18 protein-coding genes and 4 tRNA genes are annotated in these 22,214 nt (G+C 40.5%); 6 read left to right on the top strand and 16 right to left on the bottom strand.

From position 1 onward, the window contains the following. Window positions 1-14: 14 nt before the first annotated feature. From rpoB to AO498_RS05430, 13 genes are all read right to left on the bottom strand, one after another. Window positions 15-3,890, bottom strand: coding sequence for a DNA-directed RNA polymerase subunit beta (gene rpoB / locus AO498_RS05490; RefSeq protein WP_067544566.1), 3,876 nt, complete (start codon window positions 3,888-3,890; stop codon window positions 15-17). A 154-nt stretch (window positions 3,891-4,044) separates the two neighbouring features. Next, on the bottom strand, window positions 4,045-4,425 hold the full coding sequence (gene rplL / locus AO498_RS05485) for a 50S ribosomal protein L7/L12 (RefSeq protein ID WP_067544565.1): 381 nt from the start codon (window positions 4,423-4,425) through the stop codon (window positions 4,045-4,047). Window positions 4,426-4,469: 44 nt separating this feature from the next. Continuing rightward, entirely contained in the window at window positions 4,470-5,006 is a 537-nt protein-coding gene (rplJ, locus tag AO498_RS05480; protein ID WP_067544564.1) for a 50S ribosomal protein L10, read from the bottom strand. A gap of 2 nt (window positions 5,007-5,008) precedes the next feature. Continuing rightward, a complete protein-coding gene (gene rplA, locus AO498_RS05475) occupies window positions 5,009-5,707 on the bottom strand; it encodes a 50S ribosomal protein L1 (RefSeq protein ID WP_067544563.1) in 699 nt (232 codons plus the stop codon). 10 nt (window positions 5,708-5,717) lie between these two features. Beyond that, on the bottom strand, window positions 5,718-6,161 hold the full coding sequence (rplK, locus tag AO498_RS05470; RefSeq protein WP_067544561.1) for a 50S ribosomal protein L11: 444 nt from the start codon (window positions 6,159-6,161) through the stop codon (window positions 5,718-5,720). A 3-nt stretch (window positions 6,162-6,164) separates the two neighbouring features. After that, window positions 6,165-6,722 carry a transcription termination/antitermination protein NusG gene (gene nusG / locus AO498_RS05465; RefSeq protein ID WP_067544559.1) on the bottom strand — a complete coding sequence of 186 codons (558 nt, stop codon included), beginning with the start codon at window positions 6,720-6,722 and terminating at the stop codon, window positions 6,165-6,167. 13 nt (window positions 6,723-6,735) lie between these two features. Beyond that, window positions 6,736-6,924: a preprotein translocase subunit SecE gene (secE, locus tag AO498_RS05460; RefSeq protein WP_067544557.1), complete on the bottom strand. Its 189-nt coding sequence runs from the start codon at window positions 6,922-6,924 to the stop codon at window positions 6,736-6,738. Window positions 6,925-6,941: 17 nt separating this feature from the next. After that, window positions 6,942-7,012: transfer RNA gene (locus tag AO498_RS05455), tRNA-Trp, on the bottom strand. Between the two features lie 109 nt (window positions 7,013-7,121). Further along, a complete protein-coding gene (gene tuf / locus AO498_RS05450; RefSeq protein ID WP_067544555.1) occupies window positions 7,122-8,309 on the bottom strand; it encodes an elongation factor Tu in 1,188 nt (395 codons plus the stop codon). A gap of 57 nt (window positions 8,310-8,366) precedes the next feature. After that, window positions 8,367-8,438 (bottom strand) — tRNA-Thr (locus AO498_RS05445). Window positions 8,439-8,467: 29 nt separating this feature from the next. Continuing rightward, window positions 8,468-8,540 (bottom strand) — tRNA-Gly (locus tag AO498_RS05440). Between the two features lie 74 nt (window positions 8,541-8,614). Next, window positions 8,615-8,697: transfer RNA gene (locus AO498_RS05435), tRNA-Tyr, on the bottom strand. 145 nt (window positions 8,698-8,842) lie between these two features. Then, window positions 8,843-11,479, bottom strand: a complete 2,637-nt coding sequence (locus AO498_RS05430) for a M1 family metallopeptidase (RefSeq protein ID WP_067544553.1) — start codon at window positions 11,477-11,479, stop codon at window positions 8,843-8,845. A gap of 62 nt (window positions 11,480-11,541) precedes the next feature. Between AO498_RS05430 and AO498_RS05425 the strand changes: the two genes are divergently transcribed. From AO498_RS05425 to frr, 3 genes are all read left to right on the top strand, one after another. Beyond that, window positions 11,542-12,036: an acyl-CoA carboxylase biotin carboxyl carrier protein subunit gene (locus AO498_RS05425; protein WP_067544552.1), complete on the top strand. Its 495-nt coding sequence runs from the start codon at window positions 11,542-11,544 to the stop codon at window positions 12,034-12,036. 224 nt (window positions 12,037-12,260) lie between these two features. Next, entirely contained in the window at window positions 12,261-12,968 is a 708-nt protein-coding gene (gene pyrH, locus AO498_RS05420; RefSeq protein ID WP_067544550.1) for a UMP kinase, read from the top strand. Between the two features lie 14 nt (window positions 12,969-12,982). Then, window positions 12,983-13,543 (top strand): ribosome recycling factor, encoded by a 561-nt coding sequence (frr, locus tag AO498_RS05415; RefSeq protein WP_067544548.1) that lies wholly within the window; start codon window positions 12,983-12,985, stop codon window positions 13,541-13,543. A gap of 46 nt (window positions 13,544-13,589) precedes the next feature. On the opposite strand, the gene AO498_RS05410 is transcribed toward frr, so the two are convergent. The 3 genes from AO498_RS05410 to AO498_RS05400 all read right to left on the bottom strand — a co-directional run bounded on the left by AO498_RS05410 (window position 13,590) and on the right by AO498_RS05400 (window position 18,500). After that, window positions 13,590-14,150, bottom strand: a complete 561-nt coding sequence (locus tag AO498_RS05410) for a pyridoxamine 5'-phosphate oxidase family protein (protein ID WP_067544546.1) — start codon at window positions 14,148-14,150, stop codon at window positions 13,590-13,592. 157 nt (window positions 14,151-14,307) lie between these two features. Beyond that, entirely contained in the window at window positions 14,308-16,929 is a 2,622-nt protein-coding gene (gene clpB, locus AO498_RS05405) for an ATP-dependent chaperone ClpB (RefSeq protein ID WP_067544544.1), read from the bottom strand. Between the two features lie 320 nt (window positions 16,930-17,249). Next, window positions 17,250-18,500, bottom strand: coding sequence for a dipeptidase (locus AO498_RS05400; protein ID WP_067544542.1), 1,251 nt, complete (start codon window positions 18,498-18,500; stop codon window positions 17,250-17,252). A 250-nt stretch (window positions 18,501-18,750) separates the two neighbouring features. Between AO498_RS05400 and AO498_RS05395 the strand changes: the two genes are divergently transcribed. From AO498_RS05395 to AO498_RS05385, 3 genes are all read left to right on the top strand, one after another. Continuing rightward, window positions 18,751-19,626, top strand: coding sequence for an NHL repeat-containing protein (locus AO498_RS05395; protein WP_067544540.1), 876 nt, complete (start codon window positions 18,751-18,753; stop codon window positions 19,624-19,626). Window positions 19,627-19,804: 178 nt separating this feature from the next. Continuing rightward, entirely contained in the window at window positions 19,805-20,803 is a 999-nt protein-coding gene (locus AO498_RS05390) for an acyl-ACP desaturase (RefSeq protein WP_067544538.1), read from the top strand. A gap of 61 nt (window positions 20,804-20,864) precedes the next feature. Continuing rightward, the gene (locus AO498_RS05385) at window positions 20,865-22,154 is read left to right on the top strand and encodes a Zn-dependent hydrolase (protein ID WP_067544536.1); all 1,290 of its coding nucleotides are present in this window, start codon (window positions 20,865-20,867) and stop codon (window positions 22,152-22,154) included. Window positions 22,155-22,214: the final 60 nt, after the last annotated feature.

Here is a 22,214-nt window from a genome sequence, read left to right as displayed (position 1 = left end):
CCCTATAAGCCAAATTAATCCAAGGTAATTTCAAGAGCCAAGCCTCTCAACTCGTGAACCAATACATTAAATGATTCAGGGATGTTTGGCTTAGGAAGGTTTTCACCCTTCACAATTGCTTCGTATGCTTTTGCTCTACCGATTACGTCATCAGACTTCACAGTCAAGATCTCTTGAAGTACGTGAGATGCACCGAACGCCTCAAGTGCCCAAACTTCCATTTCTCCAAATCTCTGACCACCAAATTGTGCTTTACCACCCAATGGTTGCTGAGTAATAAGTGAGTAAGGTCCAATCGAACGGGCGTGCATTTTGTCATCAACCAAGTGACCCAACTTCAACATGTATGCTACCCCAACCGTAACTGGTTGATCAAACTTCTTACCAGTCAATCCATCATAAAGGTAAGTTCTACCATAGGCAGGAACTCCAGCAGCTTCTAATTCTGTAGAAACCTCTTCCAAAGAAGCTCCATCGAAAATAGGCGTTGCATATTTCTTTCCTAACTTCTGACCAGCCCAAGCCAATACGGTCTCGAATATCTGTCCAATGTTCATTCGGGATGGTACACCTAGTGGATTCAATACGATATCCATTGGAGTTCCATCTTCCAAGAACGGCATATCTTCGTCTCTTACAATACGAGCGACAATACCTTTGTTTCCGTGACGACCTGCCATCTTATCACCAACTTTTAGCTTACGCTTCTTGGCAATGTAAACCTTCGCCAATTGTACGATACCTGCTGGTAGTTCATCTCCGACCTCAAGCGTAAATCTATCACGCTTAAATCTACCAGAGATTTCATTTCGAGCATTGGTATAGTTTTTAACCAATTGAACGATCAACGAATTGGTGTGTGCATCTTCAGTCCAATCATCCAAAATGATGTCAGAAATCAAATTAGCTTCCTCTGGAACATTGTAATTTGACTCATCTCTGTATGGATTCTTAGCAGGGAATAAGTTGTTCTCAATATTCTTTTGGTTAAACTTCGCACCCTTGCTGATGATCTCATCACCAAACTTGTGCTTCACTCCAAGAGAAGTTTTTCCATCCAATAGAGTGACCAACTTGTTGATCATTCTTGCACGGATACCAAGAAGATCTTTGGAATATTTGGCTTTAAGTTTTTCAACTTCGGCCTTTGCCTTAGATCTATTGTCTTTATCTTTTTTAGGTCTTGAGAATAATTTGGTCTCAATTACCACACCATTCAGCGACGGAGAAGCTTTCAATGAAGCATCCTTAACGTCTCCTGCCTTGTCACCGAAAATAGCTCGAAGAAGTTTTTCTTCAGGAGTTGGATCAGTTTCACCCTTAGGAGTGATTTTACCAATGATGATATCACCTTCTTTAACTTCAGCACCCACTCGGATGATTCCATTTTCATCCAAATGCTTAACTGCTTCTTCAGAAACGTTAGGGATTTCAGAGGTCAATTCCTCTTCACCACGTTTGGTATCTCTAACTTCAAGTTGGAATTCCTCTACGTGAATAGAAGTAAAGATATCTTCTCTAACAACTCGCTCAGAAATTACAATCGCATCCTCGAAGTTATATCCCTGCCAAGGCATGTAGGCTACCTTCAAGTTTTTACCTAGGGCAAGCTCACCATTATTGGTTGAATATCCTTCCACCAAAACTTGTCCTTTTTCAATTCGCTCACCTTTTAATACCAAAGGAGTGAGATTGATGGTTGTGTCTTGGTTTGTTCTTCTGAACTTGATTAGATCGTAGGTCTTGTATTCATCAGTAAAATTGACCAACAACTCATCAGAGGTAAGATCATACTTGACTCTAATTTTCTTAGCATCAACGTAGTCCACGACCCCATTTGCTTCTGCAATGATCAAAGCTCTTGAATCAATTGCCGCCTTAGCTTCCAAACCAGTACCTACAATTGGTGCCTCTGGTCTTAACAATGGAACAGCTTGACGCTGCATGTTAGATCCCATCAATGCTCGGTTGGCATCATCATGCTCCAAGAAAGGAATCAATGACGCCGCAACAGATACAATTTGATTTGGAGCAACGTCCATATATGAAATTTCACTCGGTTCTAATACTGGGAAATCCCCTTCAAATCGAGCCTTAACCTTTTCATTTACAAATTGACCATTAGGATCCAATGGTGCATTTGCCTGAGCAATATTATTATTGTCTTCTTCTTCAGCTGTCAAGAAAACAATATCCTCAGCATTCATACCTACTTTTCCATTTTCTACCTTTCGATAAGGGGTTTCAAGGAAACCCATGGAGTTAACTTTTGCATGAACACAAAGTGAGGAAATCAAACCAATGTTTGGACCTTCTGGTGTTTCGATTGTACAAAGTCTACCATAGTGCGTGTAGTGTACGTCTCGAACTTCAAAACCAGCTCTTTCTCTTGACAAACCCCCAGGACCAAGGGCAGAAAGCCTTCTTTTGTGGGTCAATTCAGCCAATGGATTGGTTTGATCCATAAACTGAGAAAGCTGATTTGTTCCGAAGAAGGAATTGATTACTGAAGATAAAGTACGAGCATTGATCAAATCAACTGGCTTGAAATCTTCATTATCACGTACGTTCATTCTTTCTCGAATCGTACGAGCCATTCTTGCCAAACCTACTCCAAATTGGCTGTATAATTGTTCGCCAACTGTACGTACTCGTCTATTGGACAAGTGATCAATATCATCGACCACCGCCTTGGAATTGATCAAACCGATTAAGTATTTAACAATCGAGATGATATCTTCTTTTGTTAAAACAATCTTGTCTGGCTCGATTTCCAAACCTAATTTTTTGTTTATTCTGTAACGACCTACTTCACCGAGATCATATCGCTTGTCTGAAAAGAATAAACTTTGAATAACCTCTCGTGCAGTTGCCTCATCAGGAGCTTCTGTATTTCTTAACTGCCGATAAATAACTTCAACTGCTTCTTTTTCGGAGTTGGAATTATCTTTTTGAAGAGTGTTGTAGATAATAGAATAATCAGCAACGTTGACATCTTCTCTGTGAAGAATGATAGACTTGGCACCTGAGTCCAAAATCATTTCAATATCTTCATCCGTCAAGATTGTATCACGCTCCAAAAGGACTTCATTTCTATCAATAGAAACAACTTCACCTGTATCTTCATCCACAAAATCCTCTACCCATGAACGAAGAACACGGGCAGCTAATTTTCTACCAGCAGCTTTTTTAAGAGCTGACTTAGTTGCTGAAACTTCCTCAGACAATCCGAATAAATCCAAAATGTCTTTATCGGAACCATAACCAATAGCTCTTAGAAGAGTGGTGACAGGAAATTTCTTTTTACGATCAATGTAAGCATACATGACATTATTGATGTCAGTAGCAAATTCGATCCAAGATCCTTTGAAAGGAATAATCCTAGCAGAATAAAGCTTTGTACCATTGGTATGCTTACTCTGCGCAAAAAATACACCTGGAGAACGGTGCAATTGAGAAACTATAACTCGCTCAGCGCCATTGATTACAAAGGAACCTTTTTCAGTCATGTAAGGAAGATTTCCTAGGAATACTTCCTGTTCAATTGTTTCAAAATCCTCATTATCTGGATCATGGCAAAGCAATCTTAATTTTGCTTTAAGAGGTACAGAATAAGTCAACCCACGATCAATACATTCACCAACCGAATATTTCGGTGGATCCACAGTATAGTCGATAAACTCTAACGTGAAGTTTTCTCTTGAATCACTAATTGGAAAGTTTTCGGCGAAAACTTTAAATAGTCCATCTGCACGCCGCTTTTCAGCAGGAGTATCCAACTGAAAAAAATCCTTGAAGGATTGAAGTTGAATATCTAGAAAATCGGGATAGTCTTTGACCACCTTTATGGAGGAGAAACTTTTCCTTACGGTTTGATTCTTGATAGCCAAGGTAGTGTATAGTTTATAGTGAAATTAAATAACGAAATGAGACAATTCTCACTTAAAATAATGCAATTATTTACCTGCGCATAAACAGGAAAAGACCTGACTTCAAAAGTCAGGTCTTAGGCCAGGTTCTCCCTAAATGGTCGAACCTAACAAATTACTTGATCTCTACTTCAGCACCAGCTTCTTCAAGAGACTTCTTCAAAGCCTCAGCTTCGTCCTTAGCAACACCTTCTTTCAAAGCCTTAGGAGCTCCGTCAACAAGGTCTTTTGCTTCTTTAAGTCCAAGACCAGTCAATTCTTTTACTAGCTTAACAACAGCCAATTTCTGAGCACCAGCTGCTTTCAAGATAACATCAAAAGAAGTTTTTTCCTCTTCAGCAGGAGCATCTCCACCACCAACTGGACCAGCTACCATTACAGCGCCAGCAGCAGCAGGTTCGATACCATACTGATCTTTAAGGATATCAGTCAATTCTTTTACTTCTTTTACAGTCAAGTTTACCAACTGTTCTGCAAGTTGTGTAAGATCTGCCATTGTATTAATTATTAAATTGTTTTAGATTTTTTGATATGATGAAATTACTCACGCTCGCCCAAAGTCTTCAATACACCAGTAATGTTGTTTTGGCCAGATTGAAGAGCTGAAACGAGATTTTTAGCAGGAGATTGTAGCAATCCGATAAGATCTCCAAGAAGTTCCTGCTTAGATTTAAGATTAGACAACATTTCAAGGTTGGATTCACCCAGAATTACATCTGAATCAATTCCAGCACCCTTGAAAACAGGTCTAGTTTCTTTTTTACCTTGTTTTTTTCTGAAGTCCAATAATACCTTAGCAGGAAGATTACTAGTCTCTTTTGAAAAGATAATTCCAGAAAAACCTTTAAGGGTACCACTTACTAGCTTTGAATAGTCAACATCCAGATTTTCAAGAGCCTTTTTGATCAAAGTGTTTTTGTAAACTTTATACTCAACACCTCTTTCAAAACAAGTTCTTCTGAATGCGTTAACTTCAGCTACAGTAAATCCAGCCGCATCAGTGATATAGAAGAAAGGATTTTCCTTAAGCTTCTCAGTCAGACTGTCGATTATTACTTTTTTATCGTCTCTAGTCATGATTAAATACCTTGGATGCTTCCTTTGTCAACAGTAATTCCTGGAGACATTGTACTGGAAATGTGAATACTCTTAAAATATGTACCCTTTGAAGATGAAGGCTTCAATCGTGAAATAGTCATAATCAACTCTTTCACATTATCTTGAATCTGTTGAGGGGTAAATGAAACTTTACCAATTCCTGCGTGAATGATTCCAAACTTATCTACTTTGAAATCAATCTTACCAGCCTTAACTTCTTTTACAGCTTTACCCACTTCTAGGGTTACTGTACCAGATTTAGGGTTTGGCATAAGGCCTCTTGGACCCAATACTCTACCTAATCTACCTACTTTCGCCATCACGTTAGGCATGGTGATAATGACGTCAACGTCAGTCCATCCACCTTCGATCTTGGCAATATAGTCGTCCAAACCTACGTAATCCGCACCTGCTTCGGTGGCTTCAGCTACTTTGTCAGGAGTACAAAGTACAAGTACTTTGACATCCTTACCAGTACCATGAGGGAGAGCTACAACACCTCTTACCATTTGATCTGCCTTACGAGGATCAACACCCAAACGGATGTCAACATCTACAGATGCATCAAATTTAGTGTTAGTAATTTCCTTAACCAGCGAAGAAGCAGCCTCTAGGGAGTACACTTGGCTTGGGTCGTACTTAGAAAGAGCTTCTTTTTGCTTTTTTGTTAACTTAGCCATTGTTTTTTATTTATTCTTCCCAAGGGGCTTTACCAGATACTGTGATTCCCATGCTTCTCGCTGTACCAGCTACCATTCGCATAGCTGATTCAATCTTGAAAGCATTCAAGTCAGGCATTTTCGTCTCGGCAATTGTTCTTACTTGATCCCAAGTAACAGAGCCTACTTTTTTTCTGTTTGGTTCTGCAGAACCTCCTTTTACTTTGGCAGCTTCCATCAGCATGTTTGCAGCTGGAGGAGTTTTAACTACGAAGTCGAAGGATTTGTCAGAATAAACTGTAATCAATACTGGAAGCACTTGTCCCATTTTGTCTTGGGTACGTGCATTGTATTGCTTACAAAACTCCATGATGTTCAAGCCCTTGGAACCAAGAGCAGGACCTACTGGAGGCGACGGGTTAGCCTGGCCTCCTTTCACTTGCAGTTTTACATAACCAGTGATTTCCTTAGCCATTGCTTAGTCTTGTTTTTCTACTTGTATAAAGTTTAACTCTACAGGAGTATTTCGGCCAAAGATCTTAACCATAACATTAAGCTTCTTTTTCTCCTCAAATATCTCCTCAATTGTCCCGGTAAACCCACTGAAAGGACCGTCCATTACTTTCACGGTCTCTCCGACTATAAATGGAGTATCCTGCTTCTCGGCAAACTCATCAATCTCTTCAACCTTACCTAAAATACGGTTGACTTCTGATTGTCGTAATGGCTCAGGGGTTTTGGAAGCTCCCCCCTGGTTTGATCCTAAGAAACCGATTACACCCGGAATGCTTGTTATTACGTGATTGGCCTCACCATTGGAAAGATCCGCATTGACAAGAACATAACCAGGGAAGAAATTTCTTTCCCTGACTCTTTTCTTACCATTTCGCATTTCATATACCTTCTCAGAAGGAATCAATACCTCAGGAATAAATTCCACAAGCTTTTGTCTGGTGATTTCATTCTCCAGATAAGACTTAGTTTTCTTTTCCTGACCGGCGACTACTCTGAGTACGTACCATTTATGTTCAGCCATCCTGTAAAATCAATTAGAATAAATCATAAAACCATGTCATGATATTTTCGAATCCCAGATCAACCACACCAATAAAAAGTGCAAAGATCAATGAGGCTACTAGTACCAAAACTGCACTATTTTGTAGAAATGAAAATTTAGGCCAAGAGACCTTGTTTTTCATTTCATCATAGGATTCAAGGACAAAGTTTTTAAGATTCATGGTCTTTTATCTTACTGCACGGGCAGAGAGATTCGAACTCCCATCAACGGTTTTGGAGACCGCTATTCTGCCATTGAACTATGCCCGTGTATGTTCACGCTCCAAAACGGAACGCAAAATTAGGAATAAAGTCTTTAGAAACAAATGCGATCCCAAAATTTCTTCGGGATCGCATTGTATTTATTAATTAAATAAGATTAGTCAAGGATTTCGGTAACCTGACCGGCACCTACCGTACGACCACCTTCACGGATCGCAAATCTCAAACCTTTCTCCAAAGCTACTGCAGACAACAATGTAACTTCGATTGTCACGTTATCACCAGGCATAACCATTTCCACGTTAGCTGGAAGTTTAATCTCACCAGTTACGTCAGTTGTTCTTAGGTAGAATTGAGGTCTGTATTTGTTGAAGAATGGGGTATGACGACCACCTTCTTCTTTAGAAAGTACGTAAACTTCTGCCTTGAAGTGAGCATGAGGCTTAACAGAACCTGGCTTACAAATGATCATACCACGCTTGATTTGAGACTTTTCAATACCTCTCAACAACAAACCTACGTTATCACCAGCTTCACCTCTATCAAGGATCTTACGGAACATTTCAACACCAGTTACTGTAGACTTCAAGCCTTCAGCACCCATACCGATGATTTCAACTGGATCACCAGAGTTAATAACACCTCTTTCAATACGGCCAGTAGCAACAGTACCACGACCAGTAATTGAGAACACGTCTTCAACTGGCATCAAGAAGTCTTTGTCGATCAAACGCTCTGGAAGAGGAATGTAAGAGTCAACTGCATCCATCAATTGCATAACAGTATCAACCCACTTTTCTTCTCCGTTCAATGCACCAAGAGCAGAACCAGCGATTACAGGAATATTATCACCATCAAACTCATAGAAAGAAAGCAATTCTCTTACTTCCATTTCAACAAGCTCTAGCAATTCAGGATCGTCTACCATGTCTACCTTGTTCAAGAAAACAACTAGAGCAGGTACACCTACCTGACGAGCCAATAGAATGTGTTCTCTTGTTTGAGGCATTGGACCATCAGTAGCAGCTACCACTAGGATAGCGCCATCCATTTGAGCAGCACCAGTAACCATGTTCTTCACATAGTCAGCGTGACCTGGACAGTCTACGTGAGCGTAGTGTCTCTTTTCAGTCTGATATTCTACGTGAGAAGTGTTGATGGTGATACCTCTTTCTTTCTCTTCAGGAGCGTTGTCGATAGAAGAGAAATCTCTCAATTCAGAAAGACCTTTTTTAGCCAATACAGTAGTGATGGCTGCAGTCAAGGTAGTCTTACCATGGTCTACGTGTCCAATCGTACCGATGTTAACGTGCGGCTTGGAACGGTCGAATGTTTCTTTTGCCATGCTTGAAAATCCTCAGTTTAAGTTTAAAGATATGTTTAGATAATGATTCCTGTGTTGAGCCAACGACGGGATTTGAACCCGTGACCCCTTCCTTACCAAGGAAGTACTCTACCCCTGAGCTACGTCGGCTGACAAATACAGTGTGCTTAAAAGCACAGAGCGGGAGACGAGGCTCGAACCCGCGACCTGCAGCTTGGAAGGCTGCCGCTCTACCAACTGAGCTACTCCCGCTTGTGTCCGGAAATCCGGATATTTTTTTGCCCTGCAAAACTAGAAAAAAATTTTACAATAAGGCAATTATTATGTGGGGGAAACAGGATTCGAACCTGTGAAGACATAAGTCAACGGATTTACAGTCCGTCCCAGTTGGCCGCTTTGGTATTCCCCCAACTGCGCTAAAATCTTTGATTTTTCAACCCTTGTGACCTTAACGGATGGCAAAATTATAGCCTTTTATTAAAGTATCAAAGGTCTCCTCATAAATTTAAAAACTTTTTCACCCAGGATCATTCAAGCTTTTCATAATCAACCAATTAATTTTCATCTGATAGCATATCTAGAAAATATCGGCTATAATTTCTCAGTGATTCAGACTTTTCATCAATCAAAACTGACTTAATTTTTTCAATTACATCCACCCGATCTGAAAAAGATAATAAAGCTTCAAAAGCTCCTCTACGTACATATTCTTTTTCATGAGTTCTCAACAGCGTAAGGAGATATTCGATGGCCAAAACTTTTTTTTCCAGATTGTTAGCAAAATACTCACTAAAGTACCCCAAAAAATAGTAAAGACCTTCTCCCTTTAAATTTGTAATTTGTTCAAAAAACCAATCTTCTTTCCCCAGCCCTCGATCTTGAATAGTCTGATTTCGGATATAGAATTCTGCCAATGGAATGACTATTCGAAAGTTTTTTTCTTTTTCAAACTGCTCTAACCAGCTTAGCTCATTTTGGATACCTTCAGACTGAACTAGAGCAATCAAGGCTGACCCTGCTACTAAATAGGAGGAATCCTTTGCCCAAAGCTTAAGTGATTGAAAGAATTTATCAGCATCATATTCGCCGAGCACATCTATAGCTGCTGCTCTTACAGAATTTTTTTGATCCTTTTCTGCTATTTCAAAAACCAAATTTTCCCATTCTGGATGATCTATTAATTGCTCTGTATTGGAAAAGAGAAGACCGAGTGCATTTTCCCTAATTGACCAAAATGGATCACTTAATGATTCGGCAACCAAGGCATAAATCGATTCTGAGTTTCTAGCCTTAAGACTATCAAAGGCCGCATATCGAGCCACCCCAAAATCAGAATTTTTAAGTTGAAAAATCAATTGCTCATCTGAAATGCCTTTTTGAGATATGGAAGCCAACAATACATTTCGCTCATTAAGATAAACTTGATCAATGGGATTTTGGGACTCAACGACAAATTCATTCTTGACTTTATCTATAAAAAATGTCTGACTTTTTCGAACACCTCCTTCGTACCAGCTTACCTCTAATGGAAATTGAAAAAGGGGGAATTCATTCAAATCTTGCTGCTGCTCTACTTGAATCAAGATACTTTGAGACTGAGAATAATCCACCTCAACGACTAACTCAGGATGGCCTTTTTCCAAAAACCATTGGTTAAAAAACCAATTTAAATCCATCCCGCTAGCCTTTTCAAATGCAATTCTTAAATCATGAACCTCCACAGACTGAAACTGATGCTCAATGAGGTAGCTATTCAATGCTTGAAAAAAAACTTCATCTCCTAAATAATCCCGAAGCATATGAAGAACTAGTCCTCCCTTATTATAGCTATGAGCATCAAACATATCTTCGCCCCCCTCATTATCAAACCGAATGAGATCGACACGTTTCGTTTCACTTTCACTAAAATACCCTTCCTTTTCAGCGACCAGCTTTAAATCAGCTTGATCTTTTCCGTACTTATATTCATTCCAGATGTACTCGCTATAATTCGCAAATCCTTCATTTAAGGTTAGATTTGCCCAGGACTCAGCCGTTACCAAATCACCAAACCAGTGATGAAACAATTCATGGGCAATAATATAATCCCATTCTGAGTCTATCGCTTCTCGTTCGTCTAGGAGTAACCCTTCCATAAAAATGGAAACCGTGGTATTTTCCATTGCTCCTGATACAAAATCTCGAACAACTACTTGATCGTATTTTGGCCAAGGGTATTTTACTCCAAGTTTTTTCTCAAATAGGGCAAGCATTTCAGGTGTATTTTCAAATACTTTTTTCGCTCCTTGTTCATACCCCTTTTCGACAAAATAACCTAGTGGTAGACTGCCATAGGAACTTTTAATTTGTGCAAAATCACCTATTGCAAGGGCAACTAAATAAGCAGAATGGGGAAGATTCATTTCCCAGCTATCTTTCCGTTTTCCATTTTCAAGTTCCAATTGAGAAACCAATACCCCATTACTTACACTCAACATGGAATCTGGCACAACTACACTTAAAGAATGAGTGAATTTCTCATTAGGTGAATCAATCGTTGGGAACCACTTACTCGCATAGATAGTCTCTCCTTGCGTCCAAATCATTTTAGGCTTCCCTGGTAGAGTATCCAAAGGATCAATAAAATATAAACCCTTTGTATCAGTTATAGCCTCATTTCCATTTCCTGAATTCTTGTTGGGAAATGCCTTGTATTTCATCACTATTCCAAAGGTATCCTTGGAAGATTTGATTGCAGGCAAATAGATTCTGACTTTAGACTCATCATAGCGGTAAGCTAGTTTAACCAGCGAATCACCTGCATAGGTTAATTCCCGTATTTCAAAATCTTTGGCATCTAGAATCAGCTCCCTTTGAGAATAAGCAAAAGGTTTAATTTTTAGATACGCCTCTCCCAATACGATCTGATTTTCCCAATCAAAATCTAAACTCAAATCCACATGCAGTAAATCGAAATCTCGTTTTAAACTACCCTGATAGGCTTTGATTTCCTGTTCCTTCTGAACCTTTAGCAATTCATTTTTGAGCAATACCTGATCAGCCAATTCAGTGGATTGACCTATTACTGTACCAGAGTTTTGATTAATTGCTTGTTGACTAGAGCACCCAATTAGAATTGCCCAATTGAAGACCGTAAACAGAAAAAAGCTAATCTTCAGGAATATTTTGTCTGACGTATCTTTTTGATTCATATTTGAGAAAATTGTCCCCAGGTGGATTTTTGAGTAGTTTTAATTAATTCAAAATTGCAGGAATGTTTTCAGTTAGCCTTCAAAATACGACTTATACTGTCGAAAAAAACAAAGAACAACTTGTCATCAACCAAGATCTAATCAATTGGGACCTTCAATGGGTAGATGAAAATCGAATTCATCTTGTTAAAAATGGGAAATCATTTGAAGCAGAACTTATCAGTCTGGATCATCAAACCAAATCATTAAAAATTCGGCTTGGTCACCAAACAGCTGAAATCCAAATAAAGGATCAATTTGATATTTTACTTGAAAAAATGGGATTTGCTGGATCTGGTGGCTCTCATCTAAAGGAAGTAAAAGCACCTATGCCAGGGTTGATTTTGGACCTGAAAGTAAAACCCGGAGATCAAGTCAAGAAAGGCGATGTATTGCTGATATTGGAAGCCATGAAAATGGAAAATATTATCAAAGCACCTGGCGATGCTCAAGTAAAGGATGTTAAAGTTTCCGTCAAACAAAGTGTTGAGAAAAACCAGGTCCTAATCCAATTTTGAGTATTAAGGCTCTTCAAGAAAGAACCCCTCACCTTCATCAACGAAAGACATACCACTTCCAAGTGGCATTTTTTGATTTTGGCTTAGCAAAATGGGATGAAGAAATTATATTTGTCGGATTGTTTAGACGATTGATAGTCGATTCAATCAAATTTTATCTGGATATCTACCCAACTTCTTCAAGTTTTTGAAGAAATAACTTTAGAAAATTACACCTCCAATCGATGAAATATAAACGCATTCTACTCAAGCTCAGCGGAGAGGCCCTTATGGGTGAGAAAAAATATGGAATTGACCCTGTCCGTCTTCAGCAGTACGCTGATGAAATTAAAAAAGTGAAGGATATGGGCGTAGAAATTGCAATTGTGATCGGTGGAGGGAATATTTTTAGAGGTGTACAGGCCGAAAAATCTGGCATCGACCGGGTGCAAGGCGACTACATGGGGATGCTGGCGACCTTGATCAATGCCATGGCCCTTCAAAGCGCACTTGAACAAAACGGCATGTTTACTCGATTGATGTCCGGCATAAAAATCGAGAGTGTCTGCGAACCTTTTATTAGAAGAAGAGCAATCAGACATCTTGAAAAAGGCCGAATCGTAATTTTCGGTGCGGGAATCGGTAATCCGTACTTCACTACAGATTCTACAGCTGCTCTCAGAGCAATTGAAATCGAATCGGACGTAGTTCTCAAAGGAACTCGTGTTGACGGTGTCTATACCGCAGACCCAGAAAAAGACGCTTCTGCTACCAAATATCAAAACATTTCTTTCGACGAGGTGTATAAGAAAAACCTCAACGTCATGGACATGACTGCTTTTACCCTTTGCCAAGAAAACAATCTTCCCATCATTGTATTTGATATGAACAAGGATGGAAACCTCTCCAAGTTGGTACAAGGCGAAGAAATCGGAACATTGATCACCGCATAACCAAGAATATACTCATGGAAGAAATCGAATTATTCTTAGACGAAGCCAAAGAATTGATGCAAAAAGCTGTGGATCACACTGCAGCTGAATTAGTAAAAATCAGAGCGGGCAAAGCAATGCCAAACCTCCTGGATGGTATTTTTGTTGAATATTACGGATCCCCCACACCCTTAAATCAGGTTTCATCCGTAACTACACCAGATGCAAGGACGCTTGCGATTAAGCCATTTGAGCGAAATCTGATTTCCCAAATCGAAAAAGCAATTATCAATTCTGACCTTGGACTTGCTCCCCAAAACAATGGTGAAATCATCATTCTCACTATTCCGGCTTTGACTGAAGAGCGCAGAATACAATTAGTGAAGCAAGCAAAATCCGAATGTGAAACAGGCAAAATATCCATCCGGTCAGTTAGAAAAGACACGAACGAGTCTCTTAGAAAACTTCAAAAAGAAGGTGCTTCAGAAGATGCCATCAAACGAGCCGAAGAACAAGTCCAAAAATTCACGGACAATTACTCGGCGAAAATCGATGAACTTCTGGTCAAAAAAGAAGCAGATATTATGAAAGTCTAATAAATCAAGCTCTGGAGAAATTCAGAGCTTTTTTCTTTTATCTGGATCATGGCACGAGCCATTGACCTTTCCAGTCATTTGCTTTTTCAAACTGGATTCGGAGATGACCTTCTTTACTCAGCTGAAGTACATCCAAGCGGTGAGGAATAAAATTCAAGACCGTAAAAAAGGAATTTTCACCCGACTCCCATCCCAATTCAGAATTTGAAACTGAAGTTCCTGGAGGCAAGCAACTCGTATATTCAGCCTTTCTGGCATCTGGCAATTTTCTCCAATAATTATCCGAAAGAGTATCTTGAAAATGAATCTCTGCCTTTGCCTCCACTCGGACCTGAAGCATTTTTTTGGGATGATAAAAATGAAGTGCGATCATCGGAGAGCTCTGGATTTCTCTAACTTTTTCAGAACGGAAATCAGTAAAGACCAAAAATCCCATATTCTGCGTAACCTCCCTCAAAACCACCGTCCTAACTTGTGGAATTCCATTTCCCAACGTCCCCAAATTCACAAATCGAAACGGATGCTTAGGATCCAATGCTCCGCGATGGAGTTCATGTTTAATAGATTGCCAAATTTCGGTTGGACTTTCTGAATGGGAAAAGAGCATTCTTTACAAATTTTCCTTTTAACTCCGGTAAAGGAATAGAGTTTATCAAGGCGCAAATTGATGATGTTATAGACAACCCCCATTTTTCAACTGGTGAGACAAAAAATTACCCTCGAAATCAAAGATCTCGAGGGTAATTACTGAAGTCTAATATGAATTAAACTTCCACCGTCGCATCAATATTCTTGAAATAAACCTGCTTTTCAGCATCCAAGTCCACCAAAACTGCCGAGTCATTTTTGATATAACCCGCCAATATCTGCTTAGAAAGCTCATTCAAGATCAATCGTTGCATAGTTCGCTTAAGCGGTCGAGCTCCGAAGTTCGGATCAAAGCCTACTTCGCCCAAATAATCTAGCACTTCTGTTGTTGCTTCGATTTCGATGTTAGACTCAGCCAATCGCTTCTGAATTTCTCTCCATTGAATATCTACGATCTTACGGATAACCTGCTTGTTAAGCGGTTCAAACATGATGGTCTCATCGATTCGGTTCAGAAATTCGGGTCGGACAGATTTCTTAAGCAATTCAAATACCTCTGCTTTGGTCTTTTCCAAGATCTCATCCTTGTTCCATTCCTCCATCTCTGCAAATCGCTCCTGAATCAGGTGCGAACCAATATTGGTAGTGAGAATGATAATGGTATTCTTGAAGTTTGCGATTCGGCCTTTGTTGTCCGTTAAACGACCATCGTCCAAGACTTGAAGCAAGATGTTGAACACGTCAGGGTGAGCCTTTTCGATTTCATCCAAAAGGATCACTGAATAAGGCTTTCTTCTCACTGCCTCGGTCAACTGACCTCCTTCATCATAACCTACATAGCCTGGAGGAGCTCCCACCAATCGGCTTACTGCATGTCGTTCTTGATATTCTGACATATCAATCCGAACCATCGCATTCTCGTCATTAAAGAGATATTCAGCAAGGGCTTTTGCCAATTCGGTCTTTCCTACACCTGTAGTTCCCATGAAAATAAAGCTTCCAATTGGCCGCTTGGGATCTTGGAGTCCAGCTCGACTTCTCCGAACTGCATCGGAAAGTGCCGCAATCGCTTCCCGTTGACCCGCTACTCTTCGACCAAGTTCGTCTTCGAGATGCAGCAATTTTTCCCGCTCGGATTGGATCATCTTGCTTACCGGAATACCTGTCCATTTGGACACTACCGCTGCGATGTCTTCATTGTCCACTTCCTCTTTGAGAAGCGGTGAACCAGCTTGCATTTCCGCCAATTGGGTTTTGAAGGATTCCAGCTTCTTTTCAGATTCCCCGATTTTGCCATATCGGATCTCAGCTACCTTTCCAAAGTCCCCAGCACGTTCCGCCTGTTCAGCTTCGATTTTAAGCTTTTCAATTGCCTCTTTTTCTCGCTGAATGCCCATGATCACCGCTTTTTCGCTTTCCCATTTAGCCTTCACGGACTGTCTTTTTTCACTCAATTCAGCAATTTCCTTACTCAGAATAGCCTCCTTGTCTTTGTTATTTTCCCTACGAATCGCTTCCCGTTCAATTTCAAGCTGCATGATTCGGCGGTTCAGCTCATCCAATTCCTGAGGAAGGGAGTCGATCTCCATTCTCAGTTTGGCTGCTGCCTCGTCCATCAAGTCAATGGCTTTATCAGGCAAGAAGCGGTCAGAAATATACCGCTGTGAAAGCTCGACAGCCGCGATGACGGCATCGTCTTTTATCCTCACGCCATGGTGAAGTTCGTATTTGTCCTTAATTCCTCGAAGGATAGAAATTGCATCTGCAGCATCGGGTTCATCCACGATAACAGCTTGGAATCGACGCTCGAGTGCTTTATCCTTCTCGATGTACTTTTGGTATTCTTTCAGCGTAGTAGCACCGATGGCATGGAGTTCTCCTCTGGCCAAAGCAGGCTTCAGCAAATTAGCTGCATCCATAGCACCCTCTCCTCCACCTCCGGCTCCGATCAGTGTATGGATCTCATCGATGAACAGGATAATCTCTCCATCTGAATCCGTCACTTCTTTGATTACAGCCTTCAATCTTTCCTCAAACTCCCCTTTGTACTTTGCTCCAGCTACGAGCAAGCCCATATCCAGGGAAATCAACGTTTTTGACTTTAGGTTTTCCGGCACATCTCCGGAGACGATTCGCTGCGCTAATCCTTCGACTATAGCGGTTTTACCAACACCCGGTTCTCCAAGGAGAATGGGATTGTTCTTGGTTCGCCTTGCGAGGATCTGCAGTACTCGTCTGATTTCTTCATCACGGCCAATGACAGGGTCAATTTTACCCTTTTTGGCCAATTCGTTCAGGTTTTTGGAATACTTTTCCAAAGCCCTGTACTTGCTTTCTGCGTTGGGATCAGTCACTTTATTTCCTTTTCTTAATTCCTTGATAGCTTCGATCAGGGGCTTTTCAGCCAAACGCTGATCTTTTAAGAGCTGGGCGACAGTATCACTTCCAGCTAAAATCCCCAAAAGCAAATGCTCGATGGCGACGTATTCATCCCCAAAAGTCTTGAGGTAATCTTTCGCCTTTGTCAAAACTTGATTAGTCGCTCCAGAGAGATAAGGCTGCTGATTGGCTCCGCTTACTTTGGGAAACTTGGCGAGTTGCTCGTCCAGCTTTTGCTCCACCAGTTGTTTATTGGCTCCGAGTTTTTTAAAGAGAAATTCGAGGACATTTTCATCTTCTGCAAAAATCCCTTTCAACAAGTGAGCCGTCTCGATATTGGGTTGACCGGCACTTGTCGTAAGCTCTGCGGCCTTTTGAATTGCCTCTTGAGACTTGATCGTAAATTGCTTGAAATCCATGGTTGTTAATTGAATAGTGGTTTAGGTAATTCCCATGGATCAAATGGCTAGCCAAGTAAATATTTAAGCCAGAATGACTGAAAAACAGCTATTTAAAGAAATAAAAAGGAAATTTTGACAGAAAAGGAGGCGAAATCCAGAAAACAGGAAGACCGTTCGGCAGATATTTAGATGAAATGCCCACGAGAATGGCTTCTCACACAGGGAAATGATTATCCAGGGCATTCCATGTGGCAAATGAAAATCAAATTTTAAACACATGAAATAAAAAAGCTCCCAATGGGAACCGTTGGGAGCTTTGAGTAAATATTGAAACCCTTTTAATTTTGTCCAGATGCATAATCTTCCACAGCTTCCCAAACACGGAAAATATTTTTATAGCAAATCTTTTCAATGTCATCCCGCGAATATCCCCGCTTCAGTAATTCAGCGATTAAATTAGGGAACATGGAAACATCCTTCAGGCCTGTAGGAAGGGAATCTCCTACTCCATCAAAGTCCGAACCCAGACCCACATAATCAATTCCTACAAGATTTTTCACATGGTCGATATGGTCGGCCACCCGCTGGACAGTTGGGAAAGGATTATTTTTAGCAGAATATTCTTGAATATAGATCTGGGCTGTAGAATCAGTTCGGGAAAGGTTGTTTTCAGCAAGCCAATTCACGATGTGCTCTCGAACTTTGGTCGATCCAGCGGCATAAGCCGAGTCAATAAAAGAACCACCAAAATTGATCATCATTACCCCTCCGTTTTTAGCCATAGCTTGAATTAGCTCATCACTCATATTTCGCTCAAAACCAGGCGTAAATTTCCGAACGGAGGAATGTGAGGCGATCACAGGTACTTTTGTAATAGCCAATGCATCTTTGAAGGTATTATCTGAAACGTGGCTCAAATCCACCATGATACCGACGCGATTCATTTCAGCCACTACTTTTTCTCCAAACTCGCTTAATCCGCCGTGGGTCCCGGTTGTATCATAACTGGCATCGCCTATCAAATTGTCCTTTCCATGAGTAAGCGTGATGTATCGAATACCTCGTTTGTGGAAATACGCTACATTCCCCAAATCATCCTCGATTCCCGCACCGTTTTCCATTCCCATCGGGAGAGAAATCAAGCCTTTTGAAAAGTTCGCCTCTATGTCTGCTGGACTGTAAGCCATTGCGAACTTGTCAGGAAAAGCTTCCGTCAAACGCTCCGTCATGAGAATCAGTGAATCGGCCAAGGCTTTAGAAGCACCTGGGGTTGCTTGATTTCCTGCAGGAATATATATAGACATAAATGGAGCATCGAGTCCACCTTCCTTAGCTCTTGGGTAATCAAAATTACCATCTGGTGTTCGAACCGAAACATCTAAAATTTCACGCTGGAGGGTAAAGCCACCTACTTTCATCCGATAGGGAAGGTCTACATGACCATCTACCATGATCGTCGATTGGGCAATTTCTCGAGCAGCTTCAAGCCTTTGCTCATCGGTAAGTTTGGTATAATCAACTGCTGGCTCTGGAGAAGAACAAGCTAATACAATCCAAGCTGGAAGTATGGCAAATAGATTTTTTTTCATAAGGATAAATAATGCTGATGGTGGACAACAAGTTAAAACCTAATCAGAAATTGAGTAAGAAAAATCCATCAACGGCAGTTTAATCCTTAAAAGGAAATACCAGATTCAAGCCAAATTTTATAAAAAGAGGAGCCAAGTTGACTTCTTAAATCCATGAATCATCCAAACAAATGAGTTCGATAACAGATTTTATTCGGAGAAAAGAAATGACCAACTTTGCAATTGAATATAAACCAATCTAATTACAACAATGAAAAATCTACGAAACCAAACTTTACTAGGTATTATTGCCACATTGCTTTTTACTTACTGTTCCCCTCAGAAAACTGAAGAGGTTGAAGAGGTGATTGAAACTAAAACTCCAACCTTAACCTTGCTTTGGGAAACAGCTGATTCATTAATGACCAATGAATCTGTTTTGTTTGATGCTGAATCAGGTACCATCTATGTTTCGAATATTATCGGTCAAGATCCTTTGGGAAAAGATGGAGAGGGATCAATTGCTATTATCTCTAAGGAAGGAAAAATTCTCAATCCAGCATGGGTTACCGGGTTAAATGCTCCAAAAGGTATGGCAATATCAAATGGAAAGCTTTACGTTACTGATATTGATGAATTTGTAGAAATCGATATTGCTTCAGCAAAAATCGCCAATAAATGGAAAGTAGAAGGTGCACAATTTTTAAATGATGTAGCTGCTCATAACGGAACCGTTTATTTCACAGACATGAATACCGGTAAGGTACATGCCTATTCAGATGGAGCCATCTCTACGATCTCGGAAGGAAATGAGTCGATCAATGGAATAGCGATCGGGGAAGACGGGACAATTTATGGACTTGATGCTTCGGGATTGAAAAAATGGAATTCAGATGGTACTACTTCAATCGTAAATGCTGAGGTAACTGGAGGGGATGGATTGGTTATTTTAGGTGATGGCAACTATATCGCTTCTCGTTGGGTAGGTGAAATTTGGTTTGCAAACGATTCAACTCAAACCCTCATGATAGACACCAAAGCAGCAGAGTCAAATACCGCTGATATTGGATATAACGCTGGCGAAAAAATCATCTATGTTCCAACTTTCTTCAAAAACAAAGTAGCAGCATACAAGCTTGACTATTGATTTCCTCAAGAAATTTGAATCAGCCTCCTTCGGGAGGCTTTTTTTTGTCTTCACTTTTAAAAGCCACTTATGGAAACCAAAATCCGAAATCGAGTTTTTCGGAGAGGAATCCGACGATTTGTCCTTACCTTCACTGATTATTATTCCGGTTAGAATAAAGCTAGCCATCTGAGTTAATATGAAATCAGGCGAAATCAATTACGAATTAGAAAAAAACATGGAGGTTATCTCTCAACTAGATGCTCTAGTGGGAGATGCTGTAGATAACATTTTGGTTGATCCAGATACTTGCTGGCAACCCTCTGATTTTCTTCCGGACCTATCCAATCCTGAGGCATTAGAAGACATCAAACTATTACAACAACGAGCTGAAGGGATTCCAGACACCGTTCTCACTTCCCTAATCGGGAACATGATTACGGAGGAAGCTCTCCCATCCTATCAGACTTATTTCAATCTGTTGGAAGGAATCAATGACGAGCGCTCACTAGTCTCTCCATCTGGCTGGGTTAGATGGTCCAAAAGCTGGACTGCTGAAGAAAACCGCCATGGTGACTTGCTCAATAAATACCTTTACCTTACTGGACGAGTAGATATGGGAGCTGTGGAGCGGACGATTCACCGCTTAATTGCCAATGGGTTTGATGCTAACACCGATGCGGATCCCTATCAGGCTATGATCTATACCTCTTTTCAGGAAAGAGCTACTAAAATCTCCCATGTCAATACAGGAAAACTAGCTGACAAAGCCGGTGACCATGTATTATCGAAAATCTGTAAAACCATTGCAGGTGACGAAGCTAGACATGAAAAAGCCTATAAAACATTCATGTCGCGCATCTTTGAAATCGATCCAAGTGGAGCAATTTTAGCTTTTGAGAAAATGATGCGGAAGCAAATTGTGATGCCTGCAGTCTTGATGGGTGAAGGTGGAAATCGACCCAATCTTTACAAAGACTTCTCTGAAATCACTCAAAAAGTAGGAATTTATACCGGTTGGGATTATGCCCGAATAATTGAGCATTTGGTTGATTTCTGGAAAATCGAAAATCTGACAGGACTAAATGATCTAGCCGCTAAAGCCCAAGATTACTTATCAGGACTCGCAAGTAGATATATGAGACTTGCCGATCGGATGAAGGCTCCAGATGAAATTCGACTAGCTTGGTTGAAATAAACACACAAAAGTCCTTCTATTAGAGGGACTTTTTTCTTGTATCACCTCTATCATTAATTGTATGAAAACTTCCCTTGCCTTCCTACTTTGGATTTTCACATGGACTTTATCCTTTGGTCAAACCTTCCAAGTCAACCCAGACCGACTTCATGAGAACCTAATGACATTAGCCACTTATGGCAAAAATGAAATGGGAGGATCAGATCGAGTTGCATATTCCAAACATGATATAGCGGCAAGAACCTTTGTAAAATCTCTGATGGAAAAGGCAGGTTTAGAAGTATCTGTTGATTTTGCGGGGAATATCATTGGAAAAAAACAAGGCAAAAATCCCAACTTAAAACCAATAGTCTTTGGGTCTCATATCGATGAGGTACCAAATGGAGGCGATTATGATGGACCTGTGGGATCCCTTGGTGCGATAGAAGTTGTTCAAACACTAGCTGAAAACAATTTTCTAATCGATCATCCTTTGGAAGTAATCATTTTTACAAATGAAGAAGGCGGTGTAGTGGGAAGTCGAGCAATCGTGGGTGCATTAAGCGCTGAAGCACTTCAAGTAGTCAGCAATGCGGGAATCACTCAATATGAAGGAATAAAACTCCTAGGAGGAGATCCAGATCGAATCCCCCAAATGAAGCGAAGCCCAGGAGATATTGCAGCATTCCTAGAACTTCACATCGAACAAGGAGGAAACCTCTTCAATGAAAAATTGGACATTGGGGTGGTAGAAGGAATTGTTGCTATCGAGTGGTGGGAGATTTCCTTTAAAGGTAAAGCCAATCATGCTGGGACTACACCCATGGCCTTGAGACATGACCCTATGCTACCAGCTGCGGAATTGATTCTAGAGGTAAATAAAATTGTAAATTCTTACCCAGGCAGACAAGTAGCAACTGTTGGGAAAATCCAAGCCTTTCCTGGTGCCGGAAATGTCATTCCAGGAGAAGTGAAAGTAAACGTTGAAATAAGAGACCTTTCTTCGGAAAAAATCTGGACCGTTTACAAAGATATTGAGCGTAAAGCACAGGAGTTGGCAAATCAAAGCGGTACAAAACTCGAGATCAAGCACATTGAAGTCGCTAGCAAACCGGCATTAGCAGACCCAAAGATTAGAGAAATAATTAAAAATCAAGCTGAAAAACTCGGATTGACTACAAAGAGTCTGCCTAGTGGGGCGGGGCATGATGCGCAAGAAATGGCTCGAATAGCTCCTATGGGAATGATCTTTATTCCAAGCAAAGATGGAATCAGCCATGCTCCTGAAGAATACTCGTCAAAAGAGGATATCGGAAATGGTGCCAATGTGCTACTTCAAACCATTCTTTCTTTAGACAAGCAACTTCAATAATCATCCAAAAAATCAAACTTTTTAATCCTGAATCCCATTTAATGTCTATACAAGCATTTA

It is taken from the genome of Algoriphagus sanaruensis, from assembly GCF_001593605.1.
Taxonomy (GTDB): domain Bacteria; phylum Bacteroidota; class Bacteroidia; order Cytophagales; family Cyclobacteriaceae; genus Algoriphagus; species Algoriphagus sanaruensis.
This window is presented reverse-complemented; position numbering and strand designations above follow the sequence as displayed.

Excerpts from the sequence above, each read along its gene's own strand:
- rplL (WP_067544565.1), bottom strand. The coding sequence starts at position 4,425 with ATGGCAGATCTTACACAACTTGCAGAACAGTTGGTAAACTTGACTGTA.
- rplJ (WP_067544564.1), bottom strand. The coding sequence starts at position 5,006 with ATGACTAGAGACGATAAAAAAGTAATAATCGACAGTCTGACTGAGAAG.
- rplA (WP_067544563.1), bottom strand. The coding sequence starts at position 5,707 with ATGGCTAAGTTAACAAAAAAGCAAAAAGAAGCTCTTTCTAAGTACGAC.
- rplK (WP_067544561.1), bottom strand. The coding sequence starts at position 6,161 with ATGGCTAAGGAAATCACTGGTTATGTAAAACTGCAAGTGAAAGGAGGC.
- nusG (WP_067544559.1), bottom strand. The coding sequence starts at position 6,722 with ATGGCTGAACATAAATGGTACGTACTCAGAGTAGTCGCCGGTCAGGAA.
- secE (WP_067544557.1), bottom strand. The coding sequence starts at position 6,924 with ATGAATCTTAAAAACTTTGTCCTTGAATCCTATGATGAAATGAAAAAC.
- tuf (WP_067544555.1), bottom strand. The coding sequence starts at position 8,309 with ATGGCAAAAGAAACATTCGACCGTTCCAAGCCGCACGTTAACATCGGT.
- AO498_RS05430 (WP_067544553.1), bottom strand. The coding sequence starts at position 11,479 with ATGAATCAAAAAGATACGTCAGACAAAATATTCCTGAAGATTAGCTTT.
- AO498_RS05425 (WP_067544552.1), top strand. The coding sequence starts at position 11,542 with ATGTTTTCAGTTAGCCTTCAAAATACGACTTATACTGTCGAAAAAAAC.
- pyrH (WP_067544550.1), top strand. The coding sequence starts at position 12,261 with ATGAAATATAAACGCATTCTACTCAAGCTCAGCGGAGAGGCCCTTATG.
- frr (WP_067544548.1), top strand. The coding sequence starts at position 12,983 with ATGGAAGAAATCGAATTATTCTTAGACGAAGCCAAAGAATTGATGCAA.
- AO498_RS05410 (WP_067544546.1), bottom strand. The coding sequence starts at position 14,150 with ATGCTCTTTTCCCATTCAGAAAGTCCAACCGAAATTTGGCAATCTATT.
- clpB (WP_067544544.1), bottom strand. The coding sequence starts at position 16,929 with ATGGATTTCAAGCAATTTACGATCAAGTCTCAAGAGGCAATTCAAAAG.
- AO498_RS05400 (WP_067544542.1), bottom strand. The coding sequence starts at position 18,500 with ATGAAAAAAAATCTATTTGCCATACTTCCAGCTTGGATTGTATTAGCT.
- AO498_RS05395 (WP_067544540.1), top strand. The coding sequence starts at position 18,751 with ATGAAAAATCTACGAAACCAAACTTTACTAGGTATTATTGCCACATTG.
- AO498_RS05390 (WP_067544538.1), top strand. The coding sequence starts at position 19,805 with ATGAAATCAGGCGAAATCAATTACGAATTAGAAAAAAACATGGAGGTT.
- AO498_RS05385 (WP_067544536.1), top strand. The coding sequence starts at position 20,865 with ATGAAAACTTCCCTTGCCTTCCTACTTTGGATTTTCACATGGACTTTA.